The 19,645-nt window shown below is 77.2% G+C and carries 2 protein-coding genes; both read left to right on the top strand.

What is annotated here, in order from left to right; translation table 11 throughout:
• Positions 1 to 278 precede the first annotated feature (278 nt).
• Positions 279 to 3,020, top strand: coding sequence for a PE family protein (locus ACX9NE_RS20290; RefSeq protein WP_459362741.1), 2,742 nt, complete (start codon positions 279 to 281; stop codon positions 3,018 to 3,020).
• A 300-nt stretch (positions 3,021 to 3,320) separates the two neighbouring features.
• Positions 3,321 to 19,637, top strand: coding sequence for a PE family protein (locus ACX9NE_RS20295; RefSeq protein ID WP_459362783.1), 16,317 nt, complete (start codon positions 3,321 to 3,323; stop codon positions 19,635 to 19,637).
• Positions 19,638 to 19,645 lie beyond the last annotated feature (8 nt).

The following is a 19,645-nucleotide window of genomic DNA, read 5'->3' on the forward strand; positions in this document are numbered from 1 at the left end:
AGGCGCCATCCGCGCAGCGTAGTCATGGTGTGGTACCGGTGGTCAGAAGTATTGCGACCGTCCCGGACCGGCATCACGTCAACCGGCACGAGAGCGCATCACCGTGCGGTTGGGAGCGGCCGCCGAAGACTATTCGAATGCCTTAGGCGCTATTTGACGTAAATATAGTTTGTTTTGGACCAAAGCCCGCTATCGTTCGTATCGGCTTAGCCGATCAACATGACCGGGGGACACATCCACGACCTCTGAGGTCGTGACCTAGCTAGCGGGCGGTTCCCATGTCGTACTTAGTTGCATCGCCGGATGTGCTGTCGGGCGCGGCGTCGGATCTGGCCGGTCTGGGCGCCACGTTGGAACGGGCCAACGCGAGCGCGGCGACCTCCACCACCGCCCTGGTGGCCGCGGCCCAGGACGAGGTGTCGGCCGCGATCGCCGGCCTGTTCGGCACTCACGGCCGGGCCTACCAGTTGGTCAGCGCCCAGGCGGCAGACTTCCACGCACGGTTCATGCAGGCTCTGGCGTCCGGCGCCAACGCCTACGGTGCGGCCGAGGCCGCGGCCGCGTCCCCGCTGCAGCCGCTGATCGACCTGATCAACCTCCCCACCGAGACCTTGTTTGGACGCCCGTTGATCGGCGACGGCGCCGCCGGGATCGACGGCACCGGCGCCGCAGGTCAACCCGGCGGCTATCTGTACGGCAATGGCGGCAGAGGGGGCTCAGGCGCGCTCGGTTCCGCCGGCGGGGCCGGCGGGTCGGCCGGGCTGATAGGTCATGGCGGCGCCGGCGGGGCCGGCGGGATCTCGGCAACGGGCACCGGTGGTGCCGGTGGGGCCGGCGGCAACGGCGGCTGGCTCTACGGCAACGGCGGTGCCGGCGGGGCAGGCGGGAGCAGCACCGGCGGCGCGGGTGCCGGAGGCCTCGGCGGGACGGGCGGCGTCGCCCGGTTGATCGGCAACGGAGGGGCCGGCGGAGCGGGCGGAGCCAGCAGCGGCGGCGACGGCGGGATCGGCGCGGCCGGCGGCGGCGGTGGCCTGCTGTACGGCCAGGGCGGGTCCGGCGGGGCCGGCGGCAACGCCACGGGCAGCGGGGCCGGCGGTGGCGGCGGCGCTGGGGCCAACGCCGGGTTGATAGGCAATGCCGGATCCGGTGGAGCGGGCGGTCAGGGCAGCATGAACGGCGCGGGCGGCGCGGGCGGCGCGGGCGGCAACGCCGTACTGGGTATCGCAGGATCGGGCGGCGCGGGCGGCGACGCCCTCGGCACGGGAGCCGCTGGCGCCGGCGGAATCGGCGGCAATGCCTGGGTGCTGGGCCTGGGTGGTCACGGCGGCGCCGGCGGAGTCAGCTCGGGCGCCGACGCAGGAGCCGGTGGGGCCGGCGGCGCGGCCGTGCTGATCGGCCTGGGTGGCGACGGTGGAGCCGGCGGGAGCAGCCTCACCGGCTTCGGCGGTGCCGGGGGCGCGGGAGCCGCCGGCGGCCTATTGCTCGGCAACGGCGGGCTCGGCGGTAACGGCGGCGCCAATCTCGGCGGCAGCGGCGCCGGCGGTGCCGGCGGTGCCGGCGGCAATGCCTGGCTGGTGGGCAAGGGTGGCTCCGGCGGATCGGGCGGCAACAGCGCGGGCGGAGTCGGCGGGGCGGGCGGCGCCGGCGCCAATGCCGGGTTCCTGCTCGGTATCGGCGGGTCCGGTGGCCACGGCGGCTCGACCACTTTCCTGACCGGCACGGCCGGCAACGGCGGCACGGCAGGTAACGCCTGGCTGCTCGGCCGGGGTGGCGTCGGCGGGAGCGGCGGGAGCAGCACCACCGGGATCGGCGGCAACGGCGGCACCGGCGGCAACGGCGGTTTCCTGTTCGGCAGTGGTAACGCTGGCGGTGGCGGCGGTACGGGCGGCTCAGGTGACGGCATCGGCGGCGGCGGCGGGAATGCGTATCTGCTCGGCAACGGCGGTGACGGCGGCAACGGCGTCATTGGCGGAACCGCGGGCCGGGCCGGCCTGCTGATCGGCAATGGCGGCGACGGCGGCACCGGTCGCCCCGGGGCCAACGGGGGTGTGTTGTTCGGCGACGGCGGCAATGGCGGCAACGGCGGCGTCGAGATTCCCTCCGCCGGCGGCGCCGGGGGCCGGTCCTGGCTGCTCGGCAGTGGCGGTCATGGCGGCGCGGCCAGCAACGGTATTGCGACCGTCGCCGAGGGCAACGCCTTCGCCGGTGGCAGCGGAGGCAGCGCCGGACTGCTGTTCGGTTTCGGCGGCAACGGCGGCACTGGCGGCACCGGGCTGGTGACGGTGCCCGGATCCGGCAACGGCGGCGCCGGCGGCGCCGGTGGTGATGCCGGATGGATCTGGGGCATCGGCGGAGACGGCGGCATGGGTGGCGCCGGCGGGCACGACACCGTGATCGCGACGGCCGGCCACGGCGGCGCGGGCGGCAACGGCGGCACCGCGCGGATCCTCGGCAGCGGCGGTAACGGCGGCGCCGGCGGTTCCGGTGGCTCCGGCGGCAATGGAGGCGGCAAGGCGGCCGGGGCGGGCGGCCAGGGTGGCAACGCCGGCGGTAGCGGCTTCATCTATGGCGACGGGGCGTCCGGCGGCGCCGGCGGGGCCGGCGGCATCGGCGTCGCCGGGGCTACCGGCGGGGCCGGCGGCAACGGCGGTGCCGGAGCGTCGACGTTCCTGCTGGGCAACGGCGGGGGCGGCGGTGCGGGCGGTGCCGCCGGCGCCGGCACCAACACCACCGGTGCGGGTGCGGCCGGCGGTCAGGGCGGCACCGCGGGCAACAGCGGATTCATTTTCGGCAGCGGCGGCGCCGGCGGCGTCGGCGGTGCCGGCGGCGACAACCTCAGCTCCCATCCCGGCGGCCCGGGCGGCAATGGCGGCACCGGCGGCAACTCCACCTTCATCGGCAACGGCGGCAACGGCGGCGGCGGGGGCGCGGGCGGCAATGGCACCCCGCCCGGGACCACGGGAACCGGCGGCGGGGGCGGCCGAGGCGGCATCTTCGGCCAGCCGGGGAACCCGGGCTGACCAACCGGTGAGCCAGCGAACGACAGCAGCAGCCAGTTAGCGAAACAGCTGGTCAGTACCACCGGACACGGATACAGCCGGTAAGCATTCCTGCGCTCGACCCGGGGCGTGGTTAGTCAGTCACACTGTGGTCTAGGCCCCTACTCGAAAACTATTCGGATGAGTTAGGCGCTATTTGACGCAAATCTAGTTTGCTTTGAGCATTTTAGAGCTATCGTTCGTATCGGCTTAGCCGATCAGCATGACCGGGGGACACATCCACGACCTCTGAGGTCGTGACCTAGCTAGCGGGCGGTTCCCATGTCGTACTTCATTGCATCGCCGGACGTGCTGACGGCCGCGGCGTCGGATCTGGCCGGTCTGGGCACCACTTTGGAGCGGGCCAACGTCAGCGCGGCGGCCTCCACCACAGCCCTGGTGGCGGCGGCCCAGGACGAGGTGTCGACCGCGATCGCTGCCCTGTTCGGCAACCACGGGCAGGCGTATCAGAGCATCAGTGCACAGGCGGCGGCCTTCCACACACGGTTCATGCAGGCCTTGTCGTCCGGCGCGGGCACGTACGCCCTGGCCGAGGCCGCCAACGCCGCGCCACTGGCCGGCCTCGGGGATGCGGTGCTCGGCGCCATCAACGCTCCCACCCAAGCCTTGCTCGGACGTCCACTGATCGGAGACGGGGCAAACGGCAGCACTCCCGGCGCGGCCGGCGGCGCAGGCGGGCTCCTGTACGGCAACGGCGGCGCCGGCGCGGCGGGTGCGACCGGACAGGCCGGTGGCACCGGCGGCAGCGCCGGGCTGATCGGTACCGGCGGCGCCGGCGGCGCCGGCGGAGCTTCGGCGACCGGCAATGGCGCGGCCGGCGGCGCCGGCGGGGCCGGCGGGTGGCTGTACGGCAGCGGTGGCGTCGGCGGCGCCGGTGGTGCCAATCTCAACGGCCTGGGAACCGGGGGCGCGGGCGGGGCCGGGGGAAGGGCCTGGCTGATCGGTGCGGGCGGCATCGGTGGTGCCGGTGGTGCCGGCGCCAACGGCGGGGCCGGTGCGGCCGGCGGCAGCGGCGGATGGCTGTATGGCGACGGCGGTACCGGCGGTGCCGGAGGCGCGAACACCAGTCCTACCGGTATCGGCGGGGGCGGCGGGCGCGGCGGTGACGCCTGGCTGCTCAGCGCGGGCGGCGCCGGCGGCGCCGGCGGCGCCGGACCGACAGTCGGCGGCCAGGCCGGATTCGGCGGTCACGGCGGCCACGGCGGTCTGCTCGCCGGCGCTGGTGGGGCCGGTGGCGCCGGAGGCTCGGGCTCAACCGGCGGCGGCGGCGGGACCGGCGGCGATGCGGGCTGGCTGTCCGGCGCTTCCGGCGGAGCCGGCGGCGCCGGCGGGATCGGTCGCACCGGCGACGGCGGCCTGGGCGGGGCCGGCGGCACCGGCGGACTCTACGGCCCTGGTGGGGCTGGCGGCACCGGCGGCGCCGGTGCGGCTGCCGGCGGCACCGGAGGGCTCGGCGGCAACGCCGGACTCCTGTTCGGGACCGGCGGCACCGGCGGCAGCGGCGGTTCCAGCGGCGCCGGCTACAACGGTGGTGACGGCGGCGCGGGCGGCAACGGCGGATGGCTATACGGAAACGGCGGGGTCGGCGGTAACGGCTCGGGCGGTGGCGCCGGAACCACCGCCGTCGCCGGCGGCAACGGCGGCAACGGTGGCACGGGCGGCCGGGGCGGCCTGCTGTTCAGCGATGGCGGCAACGGCGGCAACGGTGGCGTCGGCGGCAAGGGCGGTACCGGTACCCAGGGCGCCAACGGCGCTGACGGGACTTATCCGAGCGGAAACGGTGCCAACGGCGGCGACGGCGGCACCGGCGCAATCGGCGGCAACGGCGGCAATGGCGGTGCGGGCGGTCGGGGTGGCCTGCTGTTCGGCGAATCGGGCATCCTCGGCCGCGGCGGTGCCGGCGGCGATGGCGGTACCGGTGGCATCGGCGGCAATGGCGGCAACGGTGCGGCCGGCAACGCAGCCAGCCCGAACGGCGGAAACGGCGGCAACGGCGGCAACAACGGCGTCGGGGCGGCCGGCGGCACCGGCGGCTACGGTTCGGTAATCGGTGCGCACGGCCAGGCCGGCACCACCGTGACCACCACCGGCGGCAACGGCGGCAACGGCGGCAACGGCTATGACGCATCCCTGGGCGCCGTTTCCGGCGCCAATGGCGGCAGCGGCGGCCACGGCGGAAACGGCGGCAACTACGGCGACGGTGGCGCCGGCGGGGCCGGCGGAAACGGCGCGGCAGGCAAAGCGGGCACCAACGGCGTCAACCCGGGTCAAAGCGGCACCGACGGCACCGCCGGCGGGGCGGGCGGGGCGGGCGGCTACGGCGGTGACGGCGGTTCGATCCGGGGGAACGCGGGGGCCGGCGGGGCGGGCGGCGCCGGTGGCACGGGTGGCGCCGGTGGCGACGGCGTGGACGGCCGAGACGGCGTGGCCGCCGGCCAGGCAGGCGGGGCCGGCGGCAACGGCGGCAACGGTGCGAGCGGCGGCCACGGTGGTGCCGGTGGAGCGGCCGGCACCGTCAAGGGCATCGGCAACGCTGCCGCCGCGGGCGCCGGCGGCAGCGGCGGCGACGGCGGCGCAGCCGGGCGGCCGGGCGACGGGGGCACGGGAGCCGACGGCGGTGTCAACCACGTCGACGGTGGCCGCGGCGGCGACGGCGGCAACGCCGGCACCGCGGGCGCCGGCGGCACGGGCGGCGCGAACGGCAGCGGTTCGGGTCGCGGAGCCGACGGCCAGCAGGGCGCGGCCGTCGTCGGCCCCGCCGGCAACGGGGGTGCCGGCGGTGCGGGCTACAGCCCCAGCCCGGTCGCCGGCGCGGCGGGCGCAGACGGCGGTAATGGTGGCGCGGGCGGCGACGGCGGCAACATCGGCAATGGCGGTAAGGGTGGCGCCGGCGGTAACGGCGCGGCCGGCGGCAACGGCGCCGATGGGCTCAACAAGGGTGACGGTGGCCACGACGGTTTCAAGGGCGGCAAGGGTGGTCAAGGTGGGGCCGGCGGTGCGGCCGGCGGCGTAGGCACCCATGGTGGTGACGGTGGTGCCGGCGGCAAGGGCGGTGACGGCGGCAAGGGCGGCAGCGGCGTCGACGGTTCCAACGGCAGTCTCACCAACGGCGCCGGCGGCGACGGCAAGACCGGCGGCAACGCCGGAAGCGGCGGGGCCGGCGGCGAGGGCGGTACGGGTGGCGACGCTGGCGGCACCGGGAAGGGCGGCACAGTTGGCAACGCCGGTAACGGCGGTGCCGGCGGCAAGGGCGGCGATGCGGGAACCGCGGGTGCCGGCGGCACCGGCGCGGCCGGCCATGACGGGATCGCCAGCCACCTGGACGGCTATGACGGCGGCAAGGGCGGCGACGGCGGCAAGGGCGGCAACGGCGGCAACGGCGGCCTGGGCGGCGCGGCGGGAACGGGCGGTCTCACACCTGCGACCAAGGGCGCTACCGGCAACGGCGGCAACGCGAGCAACGGCGGTGCCGGCGGAGCGGCAGGTGCCGGCGGCAACGCCCTCAGCGGCGCGAACGGGGTCGCCGGGCTCGACAAGTACGGCACCGGGGTGGGCGGCGGTCAGGACGGCGGTCGCGGCGGCGCCGGCGGTACGGGCGGCCAGGGCGGTGACGGCGGTGTCCGTGGTACCGGCACCATCCCGGGCGCCGACGGCCAGGGCGGGGCCGGCGGCGCCGGCGGCAACGCCGGTGCGGCCGGTGATGGCGGCCGGGGTGCTGACGGTGTCAAGGGCGCTGTCGATGGTGGTGCCGGCGGCAAGGGCGGTAACGCCGGGGCGGTCGGTGCCGGTGGTGACGGTGGCAACGGTCCTGGTGGTGCCGGCGGCAAGGGTGCTGATGGTGTGGGCGCCAACGGTGGGCGCGGCGGCGACGGTGGTAACGGTCTAGCCGGTGAGACCGGCATGGACGGCCTCGACCCCGGTGACTCGGGTAAAGCGGGCGGCGACGGCGGCAAGGGCGGTAAGGGCGGTGCCGGCGGCATTGCCAGCGGCGCCGGGATCGGCGGGGATGGCGGCACCGGCGGTAAAGGTGGGGCCGGTGGCCAGGGCGGCAGCGGCCGCGACGGCAACAACGGTGTGGTCGGGGTCAACGCCTACAACAACGGTGACGGCGGCGGCCAGGACGGCGGCAACGCCGGGGCCGGTGGCCGCGGCGGTGATGGTGGCCAGGGCGGTGACGCCGGGACCGGCGCCACCAACGGCAAGGCCGGTTCCGGTGGAGATGCCGGCAATGGCGGCAGCGCCGGCACCGCGGGCGACGGCGGCGTCGGGGTCAGCGGCGCTGCCGGAGTGGCTGGGCAGAACGCCTACGGCACCGGCGTCGGTGGCGGGCAGAACGGCGGCAACGGCGGCAACGGCGGCGCCGGGGCCAACGGCGGTAGCGGCGGGCTCGGGGGCGCGCCGGGCACCGGTAAAGACGGCGGCACCGGTGCTTTCGGTAAGGGCGGTAACGCCAGTGATGGCGGGGCCGGTGGAGCGGCCGGCTCTGGTGGGGCCGGGGTTCACGGCGCCAACGGGGTGGCCGGCGCCGACCAGTACGGCACCGGGATGGGCGGCGGTCAAGACGGCGGCAACGGCGGCAACGGCGGCACGGGCGGCAAGGGCGGCAACGGCGGGGTCGCCGGCAAGGACGGCAATGGCCTGACCACCGCCACCAACGGCCAGGGCGGGGCCGGCGGCGCCGGCGGCAACGCCGGTACGGCCGGCGATGGCGGCCGGGGCGCTGACGGCACCAACGCCAGCACCGGTTCCATCGATGGCGGCAAGGGCGGCGCCGGCGGTAACGCCGGGGCGGTTGGTGCCGGTGGCGCCGGGGGCACCGGCCCCGGCGGTAACGGCGCCAAGGGTGCTGACGGGTTCGGCGCCAACGGCGGCGACGGCGGCGGCGGCGGCAACGGCGCAGACGGCACTCCCGGCAAGGACGGCCTCAACCTCGGTGACAGCGGCAAGCAGGGCGGCGACGGCGGTAAGGGCGGCGCCGGCGGCGCCGGCGGCACCGCCAGCGGCGCCAAGACCCCCGCCGGTGTGCAGACCCACGGCGGCGCCGGCGGCACCGGCGGCAGGGGCGGGGCCGGCGGCCAGGGCGGCAGCGGGCTCGACGGCAACAACGGCTCGGCCAACACCAACTACGGCAACGGTGTCGGCGCCGGTCAGGACGGCGGCAACGCCGGAGCCGGCGGTCGCGGCGGTGACGGCGGCCGTGGCGGTGACGCCGGCAGCGGCGGCACCGGCGGCGGCCTCGCCGGCACCTCCGGCAGCGGCGGCGCAGCCGGGAACGGCGGCAACGCCGGCACCGCCGGCAAAGGCGGCGCCGGTCTGACCGGAGCACCCGGGGTGGCCGGACAAAACACCTACACCACCGGCTTCGGTGGCGGACAAAACGGCGGCAACGGCGGTAATGGTGGGGCCGGCGCCAACGGCGGTGATGGTGGTGTCGGCGGCGCGCCCGGGTCGGGCAGCGGCGGCAGCACGGGTGCTTTCGGCAAGGGTGGTAATGCCAGCGACGGCGCCGCCGGTGGGGCTGGTGGGGCCGGTGGGGCCGGTGCCAACGGCGCTGACGGCCTCGCCGGACACGACAGGTACAACACCGGGGTGGGCGGCGGCCAAGACGGCGGCAACGGCGGCGCCGGCGGTACGGGCGGCAAGGGCGGCAACGGCGGGGTGGCCGGCAAGGACGGCAACGGCCTGACCACCGCCACCAACGGCAAAGGCGGCGCCGGTGGGGCGGGCGGCAACGCCGGTGGCGCCGGTGATGGTGGCCAGGGCGCAAACGGTGTCGCGGACGCCATCGATGGCGGCAAGGGCGGTGCCGGCGGTAACGCCGGGGCGGTCGGCGCCGGTGGCGCTGGGGGCACCGGCCCCGGCGGTAACGGCGCCAAAGGCACCGACGGGTTCGGCGCCAACGGCGGTAACGGCGGGGGCGGCGGCAACGGTCTGGCCGGCACTGCCGGCAAGGACGGCCTCAACCTCGGAGACAACGGCAAACAGGGCGGCGACGGCGGCAAGGGCGGCGCCGGCGGGGCCGGCGGCACCGCCAGCGGGTCGAAGACTCCGGCCGGTGTACCGACCCACGGCGGCGCCGGCGGCACCGGCGGCAAGGGCGGGGCCGGCGGCCAGGGCGGCAGCGGACTCGACGGCAAAAATGGCTCGGCCAACGTCGACTACGGCAACGGGAAGGGCAACGGCCAAAACGGCGGCAACGCCGGGGCCGGCGGTCGCGGCGGTGACGGCGGCCGTGGCGGTGATGCCGGCAGCGGCGGCACCGGCGGCGGCCTCGCCGGCACCTCCGGCAACGGCGGCGCAGCCGGCAGCGGTGGCAACGCGGGCACCGCCGGCAACGGCGGCGCCGGTCTCAACGGAGCACCAGGAGTGGCCGGTCAGAACGCCTACGGCACCGGCGTGGGTGGCGGGCAGAACGGCGGCAACGGCGGCTCCGGCGGCACCGGTGCCAACGGCGGCAACGGCGGCAACGGCGGGCTCGCCGGGACCGGCGGCACCAACACGCCGACCGTCGGCGCCAACGGAAACGGCGGCAACGCCAGCAACGGCGGCGCCGGTGGGGCCGGCGGTAACGGTGGCGCCGCGGCCAACGGCGGCAACGGGGTGGCCGGATCCGACCCGTACGGCACCGGCATCGGCGGTGCCCAGGACGGCGGCAACGGCGGCAGCGGCGGCACGGGCGGCAAAGGTGGCGACGGCGGCACCCGCGGACTGGCAGGCACCACCGTCGGTGGCGGCGGCACCGACGGCGCGATCCAGGGCTCCGGCGGGGCGGGCGGCAACGGCGGCAACGCCGGCAACGGCGGCGATGGGGGCTTCGGCGCCGGCGGCACCAATGCCAGCACCGGATCCATCGATGGCGGCAAGGGCGGCAACGGCGGTAACGCCGGCGCGGTCGGCACCGGCGGCAACGGTGGCACCGGTCCGGGCGGCACCGGAACCAAGGGCGCTGATGGTTTCGGCGCCAACGGCGGGAACGGCGGCGGCGGTGGCAACGGCGCGGACGGCGTGGCCGGAACCGACGGCGTCAACCCCGGCGACAGCGGCACTCCGGGCAGTCCCGGCGGTAAAGGCGGCGCCGGCGGCGCCGGCGGCGCGGCCAGTGGCAGCAAGACTCCTGCCGGGGTCGCGACGCACGGTGGTAACGGCGGCACGGGCGGCAAGGGCGGCGTAGGCGGCAGGGGTGGCAGCGGGCTCGACGGCGCCAACGGCGCGGCGATCAGCGGTCCGGGCGGCAGTGGACAGAACGGCGGCAACGCCGGCGCCGGCGGCGCCGGTGGCGACGGCGGCCGCGGCGGTGACGCCGGCAGTGGCGGCACCGGTGGTGGCGTCGCCGGCAACGCCGGCAACGGCGGCAACGCCGGCAACGGCGGCGACGCGGGCAAGGCCGGCAAGGGCGGGCTCGGCGCCAACGGCGCACCCGGTACGCCCGGGGCCAACGCCTACAGCACCGGCGTCGGTGGCGGCCAGAACGGCGGCAACGGCGGCAACGGCGGCAATGGCGCCAACGGCGGTAACGGCGGCGTCGGCGGCGCGCCGGGCACCGGCAGCGGCGGCAGCACCGGGTCCTACGGCAACGGCGGCAACGCCAGCAGCGGCGGAGCGGGCGGCGCCGCCGGCGCCGGTGGCGCCGGGGTCAACGGCGCCAACGGGGTGACCGGATCCAGTCAGTACGGCAACGGGACCGGTGGCGGTCAGAACGGCGGCAACGGCGGCGACGGCGGCAAGGGCGGCGCCGGCGGCACGGGTGGCACCGGCGGTCAGGTGTTCGGTGGCACCGCCAAGGCGGGCACCAACGGCTCCGGCGGAGCCGGCGGTGTAGGCGGCAACGCGGGTGCAGCCGGTGACGGCGGCCGCGGCGCCGACGGCATCAGCGGCACCTCCTTCATCGACGGCGGCAAGGGCGGCGCCGGCGGCAACGCCGGCAACATCGGTGCCGGCGGCGCCAACGGCAACGGCATCGGGACCGCCGGCAGCGGCACCGGGGCCAACGGCGGCAGGGGCGGCGACGGCGGTAACGGCGCCCTGGGTACGAGCGGCAAGAGCGGCACCAACCTCGGCGACAACGGGCTGAACGGCTCGCCCGGTGGTGTAGGTGGTGACGGCGGCGGCGGCGGTATCGGGCGCGGAGCCACCTTCAAGGGCGGCGCCGGCGGTAACGGCGGTATCGGTGGCAACGGTGGCGACGGCGGCAACGGTGTGACGGGTGCCGTGGGCACGACGGGTTCCGGCGCCGGCGGCAACGGGCAGAACGGTGGTAACGCGGGCAGCGGCGGCAACGGCGGCGCCGGAGGCAAGGGCGGCAACGCCGGCGGGGCGACCGACGGCGCAACCGCGGGCACCAACGGCACCGGCGGCACCGGCGGCAACGGCGGCAACGCCGGTACGGCCGGCAACGGCGGAGCCGGCGGCAACGGCCACGACGGCATCTCCGGCACCAACAACGGCGCGGGCTACGCCGGCGGCACCGGCGGCAGCGGCGGCAAGGGCGGCAACGGCGGCAACGGCGGCGGCGGCGGAGCCTCGGGCATCGGCGGCAGCGGCGGTGGCACGGGCGCCAACGGCAACGGCGGTCACGCCAGCAACGGCGGCACCGGCGGTGCCGGCGGTCATGGTGGCATCGGCATCACCGGTGCCAACGGCGTCGCCGACGCCAACAAGTACGGCACCGGCTTCGGCGGCGGACAGAACGGCGGGGACGGCGGGGACGGCGGTACCGGCGGCGCCGGCGGCGCCGCAGGCACCGCAGGCGGCAAGGGCACCGGCGGCACAGCCGGCACGGGTACCAACGGCGCCGGCGCCACGGCAGGCATCGGCGGCAAGGGCGGCAACGCCGGCGCGGGCGGCAGCGGCGGGGACGGCGCCGGCGGCACCACCAACAACCCCGACGGCGGCAACGGCGGCAACGGCGGCAACGCCGGAAATGCCGGCAGCGGTGGGACCGGCGCCAGCAAGGGTGCCAGCGGCGCGGTGGCCAACGCCGGCAACGGCGGCAACGGCGGCAACGGTGCCGCCGGCACGCCCGGCAAGGACGGTGTCAACCTCGGCGACAGCGGCAAGAACGGCACCGACGGCGGTCGAGGCGGCAACGGCGGCAGCGGCGGCATAGGCCGCGGTGTGGGTTCACTGGCCGGCAACGGCGGCACCGGCGGCAGGGGCGGCGACGGCGGCGCCGGCGGGTCCGGCCTCAACGGCGACAACGGAACCGAAACCACCGGCGCGGGTAACCCCGGACAGAATGGCGGCAACGCAGGCAACGGCGGTAAGGGCGGCAACGGCGGCACCGGCGGCAACGCGGGCGGTGTCACCGGCGGCGCCACCAAGGGCCTCGCCGGCAACGGCGGCGCGGCCGGCAACGGCGGCAACGCGGGAACCGCGGGTAACGGCGGGGCCGGCGCCATCGGGCACGACGGCAACTCCAACACCAACAACGGCGCGGGGTATGACGGCGGCAGGGGCGGCAACGGCGGCACCGGCGGCAACGGCGGCAACGGTGGTACGGGCGGAGCCGCCGGAACCAACGGCAGCAACGTCGCCAGCAACGGCGCCAACGGCAACGGCGGCAACGCCAGCAACGGCGGCGACGCCGGACGTCCGGGCGACGGCGGAAACGGCGCCGACGGCACCTCCGCAAACATCAACGGCGGCAAGGGCGGCAACGGCGGCGACGCCGGCATCGCCGGCGCGGGCGGGACCGGCGGCACCGCCGGCTCCGGCGCCACCCCCGGCACCAGCGGCAGCAAGGGACTCTCGGTCACCGGACCGGCCGGAAACGGTGGTAACGGCGGACGCGGCTACTCCGCCACCCTCGACGGCGGCGCCGGCGGTGACGGCGGAGCCGGCGGTAACGGCGGCAACATCGGCAACGGCGGCAGAGGCGGCGACGGCGGCAACGGCATGGCCGGGACCGACGGCACCGACGGTGTCAACCCCGGACAGAACGGCGGCAACGGCAATCCGGGCGGCAGCGGCGGTCGCGGCGGCGACGGTGGTCGTGGCGGCACCGACTCCGGCAACGGCGGTGCCGGCGGCAAGGGCGGCAGCGGTGGCAACGGCGGCAAGGGCGGCGCCGGTGTCGACGGCCACGACGGCCTCGCCGATCAGGACGCTTACAACAACGGCTTCGGTGGCGGCCAGAACGGCGGCAAGGGCGGCAACGGCGCCAGCGGCGGCAACGGCGGCAACGGCGGTACCGGCGGCCTGTCCTTCCACGGCACCAAGGGTGTCAGCGGCGCCGGCGGCAACGCCGGCAACGGCGGCGATGCCGGCACACCGGCCAACGGCGGCGCGGGGGCGGCAGGCACCGCCACCCACACCACCGGCGGTGCCGGTGGCAAGGGTGGTGACCCCGGCACCGCGGGAGCCGCCGGCTCCTTCGGCACAGGCAACGGCAACGGCGCCCCCGGCAAGGACGGTCAATCGGTCACCAGCGGCGGTAACGGCGGCAACGGCGGAGTCGGGTTCACCTCCACCGCGCCGGGTGCCAACGGAGGCGACGGCGGCCAGGGTGGCGCCGGCGGCGCGGTCGGCAATGGCGGCCGGGGCGGCGACGGCGGCAACGGCGTGGCCGGCGCCAACGGCGATCCGGGCACCAACCCCGGTGACCCGGGTATCAAGGGTCAGGACGGCGGTTCCGGCGGCAAGGGCGGTAAAGGCGGGGCCGGCGGTTCGACGTCGGGCGACGGCGGCGCCGGCGGTAAGGGCGGCGCGGGGGCCGATGGCGGCACGGGCGGGGCCGGCCGTAACGGCAACGACGGCGTGTCCGGCTCCGACGCCTACAACAACGGTGTCGGCGGCGCTCAGAACGGCGGCAAGGGCGGCGACGGCGGCAAGGGTGGCAACGGTGGCGCCGGCGGCGACGGCGGAACCGCCGGGATCTACGGCAAGGACGGTAACGGCGGCGACGGCGGCAAGGCCGGTAACGGCGGCGGCGCTGGAACACCTGGCAACGGCGGCAACGGCGCGGCCGGCATCTCCGGCAGCATCAACGGTGGCGCCGGCGGCAAGGGCGGCGACCCCGGCAACGTCGGCATCGGCGGCACCGGCGGCAAGCACGGCTCCGGCTTCATCGACGGCAGCGACGGCGCCAACGGCACCAAGGGCGCGGCGCTGGCCGGTCCCGCCGGAAACGGCGGTAAGGGTGGTGCCGGCTACACCGCCACCACCACCGGTGCCGACGGTGGCGACGGCGGCAGGGGCGGTGCCGGTGGTGCGATCGGCAACGGCGGTGACGGTGGCGACGGCGGCAACGGCGCCAACGGCAAGTCCGGCAATGACGGCGTCGGCACCGGCGGAAACGGTGATCCCGGCCAGGCGGGCGGCAAGGGCGGCAAGGGCGGCGACGGCGGTGCCGGCGGCTCGACTTCCGGCAACGGCGGCAAGGGCGGCAAGGGCGGCTTCGGCGGCGACGGCGGCAATGGCGGCAAGGGCGTGACCGGCGGCAACGGTGTCCAGAACGCCGACCCGTATCAGACCGGACAGATCAACGGTGCCCAGAACGGCGGCAACGGCGGCGATGCCGGCCAGGGCGGTGCCGGTGGTGCGGGCGGCAACGGTGGGACGGTCACCAAGGGCATCGTCGGCGCAGGCGGCGACGGCGGTCGCGGCGGCAAGGGCGGCAACGGCGGCCTCCCGGGCGAAGGCGGCAACGGTGCGGCCGGCACGCTGAACAACCCCAACGGCGGTGACGGCGGCAAGGGCGGCAACCCCGGCCTCGGCAAAGCCGGCGGCGTCGGCGGCGCCGGTGGCACGGGTTCGGTCAACGGCACCAAGGGCGCCAACGGTGTCGGCGGCAGCACACCCACCGGGGTCGCCGGTAACGGTGGCCGTGGCGGCGACGGCTATGACGCCACCGTGCCCGGCACCAACGGCGGAAAGGGTGGCGCCGGCGGTAACGGCGGCCTGTACGGCAACGGCGGCGACGCCGGCCGCGGCGGCAACGGCGCCGCCGGCCAGAACGGCGTTAACGGAGCCAGCCCAGGCGCCAACGGGACCAATGGACTGACCGGCGGCAACGGCGGCGACGGCGGGGCCGGCGGCAAGAGCGGCCAGTTCAACGGCCTCGGCGGCAAGGGCGGCGACGCAGGTAATGGCGCGGCCGGCGGAAACGGCGGCAACGGCGCCGCCAACCCCACGGGCAAGGGCGGCAACGGCGGCAACGGCGGCAACGGCGGTGTCGCCGGCAAGGGCGGCGCCGGCGGCGACGGCTTCCTCGGCGGCGGCAACGGCGGCAAGGGCGGCAATAACGGAGCCGGCGGTTCCAACGGCGTCGGCGGCGCCGGCAAGCTCATCGGAAACAACGGCACGCCGGGTCTCAAGCCGACCACCGCTACCGGAAACGGGGGCAACGGCGGCAACGCCTTCGGCGTCCCGGGCGCCGGCCAGACCGGATACAGCGGCGGCAACGGCGGCAACGCCGGCGAGTACGGCAACGGCGGCAACGGCGGCAACGGCTTCACCGGCGGCCAGGGCGTCACCGGCACCGACGGAACCCCGTTCGGCGGTAACGGCGGTACCGGCGGCAAGGGCGGACAGGGCGGCAGCGGCGGAAACGGCGGCAACGGCGGCACCATCAAGGGCAACTCCGGCAACGGCGGCAACGCCGGCAGGGGCGGCCAGGGCGGCACCGGCGGCACCGGTGCGGTCGGCGGGCCCGGCCACGTCGACGGCGGCAACGGCGGCAACGGCGGTGCGGGCGGCGACGGCGGCGTAGCGGGCAACGCCGGAAACGTCACGTCGGGCGCCAAGGGCGTCGGCGGCCAGGGTGGCGACGGCGGCAACACCGGTGTCGGCGGCAACGGCGGCGCCGGCGCGGAGGGCACCAAGGCCAACCCCACCGGCGGCAAGGGCGGTAACGGCGGAGACCCGGGCACCACCCCGGGCAAGGGCAGCGCGGGTGGCACCGGTTCCCTTCCCGGCGCCAAGGGGATCGACGGCGTCATCTCCACCACCAACGCCGGCCACGGCGGCGCCGGCGGCAAGGGCTACAGCCCCGACGCCGTCACCGACCCGGGCGCCGGCGGGGGCACCGGCGGTACCGGCGGCACCGGCGGCAAGTACGGCGACGGCGGCGCCGGCGGCGCCGGCGGCGATGGTGCGACCGGCAAAGCCGGCACCAAGGGGGCGGCCCCCAGCTACGACGGCGGCACCGGCGGCATTGGCGGCACCGGCGGACAGGGTGGCACCGGCGGTCAGGGCGGCTCGGCGGCCGGTACCAGCGGCGCCGGCGGTGTCGGCGGCAAGGGCGGCAACGGCGGGGTCGGCGGCGACGGCGCGGCCGGTGACACCACCCACTTCGACGGCGGCAACGGCGGCAACGGCGGGGGCGGCGGCACCGGCGGCACCGGCGGCAACGCCGGAGCGGTCGGCGGCGCCGGCACCCTGGGCCTCAAGGGCAACGGCGGCGCCGGTGGCAACGCCGGCCTCGGCGGCAACGGCGGTGACGGCGCTGCCGGTACCACGGCCCACCACAACGGCGGCAACGGCGGCAGCGGCGGCAACCCCGGCACGGTCGGCCCCGGCGGTAACGGCGGCGCTATCGGCACCGGCGGCGGCAGCAAGGGCGCCAACGGCAGTCTGCCCACCACGGTGTCGGGCAACGGCGGCAACGGCGGCAACGGTTTCACCGCCACCGCGGCCGGCGACAGCGGCGGAGACGGCGGCAACGGCGGCGCCGGCGGGCAGTACGGCAACGGTGGCAACGGCGGCAACGGCGGCAACGGCGTGGCCGGCAAGTCCGGCGCCAACGGCACCACCTTCGGGGCCAGCGGCGACCCGGGTCAGGCCGGCGGCAGCGGCGGCAAGGGCGGTGCCGGCGGCAACAGCGGCACCAGCGCCGGCAGCGCCGGCAGCGGCGGCAACGGCGGCAACGGCGCCGACGGCGGCAACGGCGGCAAGGGTGTCATCGGCAAGTACGGCACCGCGGGTGCCAACCCGTACGGCAACGGGCCCGGCGGCGGCCAGGCCGGCGGCAACGGCGGCAATGGTGGCGGCGGCGGCAACGGCGGCAACGGCGGCGCGGCGGGTGTGCTGCAGAACGGCTCGGGCAAGGCCGGCACGCAGGGCGCCGGCGGTAACGCCGGCAACGGCGGCAACGCGGGCGCACCGGGTAACGGCGGCGCAGGCGCGGCCGGCACCGCCCTGTTCCGGGACGGCGGCAACGGCGGCAACGGCGGCGATCCCGGAACCGCGGGCATCGCCGGAGCCAAGGGCCTCGGATCGACGAGCGGCGCCCCCGGCGTCAACGGGACCGACGTCACCGGGCCGGCCGGCAACGGCGGCCAGGGCGGGGCCGGTTACAACGCCCTCGCCGCGGGCGCCAGCGGCGGCAACGGCGGCAACGGCGGCAACGGCGGCAAGATCGGCAACGGCGGCAACGGCGGGGCCGGCGGCAACGGCGTCTCGGCCGTCATCAACGGCACGAACGGCACCGGCGCCGGCGACTCCGGCACCGACGGCCGCTCCGGCGGCTCGGGTGGCAGCGGCGGCGCCGGCGGCTCGGGTGGATCGGTCTCCGGTGACGGCGGGGCCGGCGGCGCCGGCGGCAACGGCGGCAACGGCACCAACGGCGGCAACGGCGTGAGCGGCAAGGACGGCGTCACCGATGCCAACCCCTACGGCACCGGCATCGGCAGCGGCCAGAACGGCGGCAACGGCGGCGCCGGCGGCGACGGCGGCAGCGGCGGCAACGGCGGCGCGGGCGGCGCGTCACCGAACGGCACCGTCGGCGCCGGCGGCAAGGGCGGCAACGCCGGAAACGGCGGCAACGGCGGCACACCCGGAAACGGCGGCAACGGCGCCAACGGCACCGTGAAGAACCCCGACGGCGGCAACGGCGGCAACGGCGGCACGGCTTACATCGGCAAGGCCGGCGCGTTCGGCACGGGCGGCCTCGACGGCAATGGCGCCAACCCCGCCCCCAACGGCGCGGCCGGCAACAACGGCGCACCCCTGGGCACGGTGGGCAACGGCGGCAAGGGCGGCGCCGGCTACGACGCGTCCACCGGCACCGTCGCGGGCGCCGACGGCGGCGCCGGCGGCAGCGGCGGTAGCGGCGGCACCTACGGCAAGGGCGGCGATGGCGGCGCCGGTGGCAACGGCGCCAACGGCACCGACGGCACCGACGGCAAGGGCTCCGGCGCCTCGGGCAGCAGCGGCACACCCGGCGGTAAGGGTGGCGCCGGCGGCACGGGCGGCAACGGCGGCACCAGCTCCGGCGACAGCGGCAGCGGCGGCGCCGGCGGCAAGGGCGGCAACGGTGGCCGGGGTGGCAACGGCGTGGACGGCGGCAACGGCGTCACCAACAGCAACCCGTGGGGCACCGGCAACAACAACGCCCAGGACGGCGGGTCCGGCGGCAACGGTGCGGCCGGCGGGGCCGGCGGCAACGGCGGAGTCGCAGGCTCGGTGAGCAGCGGTACCAAGGGAGTCGACGGCGCCGGCGGGTCGGGCGGCAACGGCGGCAACGCCGGAACACCCGGCAATGGCGGGAAGGGGGCGGACGCCACCAGCATTGCCAACCCCAACGGCGGCAACGGCGGTAACGGCGGAAACGCCGGCACCGCGGGCCTGGGCGGTCCAGCGGGCACCGGCGGCCCGGGGACCGGCACCAAGGGTGCTGACGGTCTCGCCGTTCTCGCTCCCGCCGGCAACGGCGGCAACGGCGGCAACGGCTGGAGCTCCACCACGGTCGGCATCGGCGGCGGTGACGGCGGCAACGGCGGTAACGGCGGCGCGATCGGCAACGGCGGTAACGGCGGTAACGGCGGCAACGGCATGAACGGCACCGCGGGGAAGAACGGCCTGAACCCCGGCGACGACGGGAGCATCGGCACGGCCGGCAGCAATGGCGGCAAGGGCGGTAGTGGTGGCCTCGGCGGGGCGACCTCCGGCAACGGCGGCAACGGCGGCAACGGGGGCCAGGGTGGCGTCGGTGGCGCCGGCGGCAAGGGTGCGGCCGGCGACCCCGTCATTAACCTGGGTGCCGGTGGTAAGGGCGGCGACGGGGCGGCCGGAGGCTCCGGTGGCGCCGCGGGCTCCGGCGGCAACGCCCTGGGTGCCGGCAGCGGTGGATCGGCAGGCACCGCGGGCAACGGCGGCACCGGCGGAGCGCCCGGCACCGGCGGCAACGGAGCACCCGGCACGGCCGTCCACCCCGACGGCGGCGCAGGCGGTGACAGCGGCACCGGCGGCAAGGGCGGCAACGGCGGCGCCGGCGGCTCGGGCGGCAACGGTGGCACCGGCGGCAACGGCGGCAACGGCAGCAACGGCGGCAAGGGCGGCGACGGCGGCAGCGCCCTCGCGCTGCAAACCGGTGGTGTCGGCGGTAACGCGTTCGCCGGCAGCAACGGCAACGGCGGCAACGGCGGCAAGGGCCCCAGCGGCGGCGACGGCGGCGACGGCGGCGCTCCGGGTACCGGCGGTGCGGCCGGCTCCGGCGGCTCCGGCGGCAGCAACGGTATCGCCGGTGCGGGTGGCAGCGGCGGCAGCAAGGGTGACGGTGGTGCCGGCGGCCTGGGCCAAGGCACCGGCAGCAATGGCCTCGCCGGCGCGCCCGGAGTCACCGGCAAAGCCGGCAGCTGAACGGCGCC

The sequence above is a fragment of the Mycobacterium sp. ML4 genome, assembly GCF_054515735.1.

Excerpts from the sequence above, each read along its gene's own strand:
- ACX9NE_RS20290 (WP_459362741.1), top strand. The coding sequence starts at position 279 with ATGTCGTACTTAGTTGCATCGCCGGATGTGCTGTCGGGCGCGGCGTCG.
- ACX9NE_RS20295 (WP_459362783.1), top strand. The coding sequence starts at position 3,321 with ATGTCGTACTTCATTGCATCGCCGGACGTGCTGACGGCCGCGGCGTCG.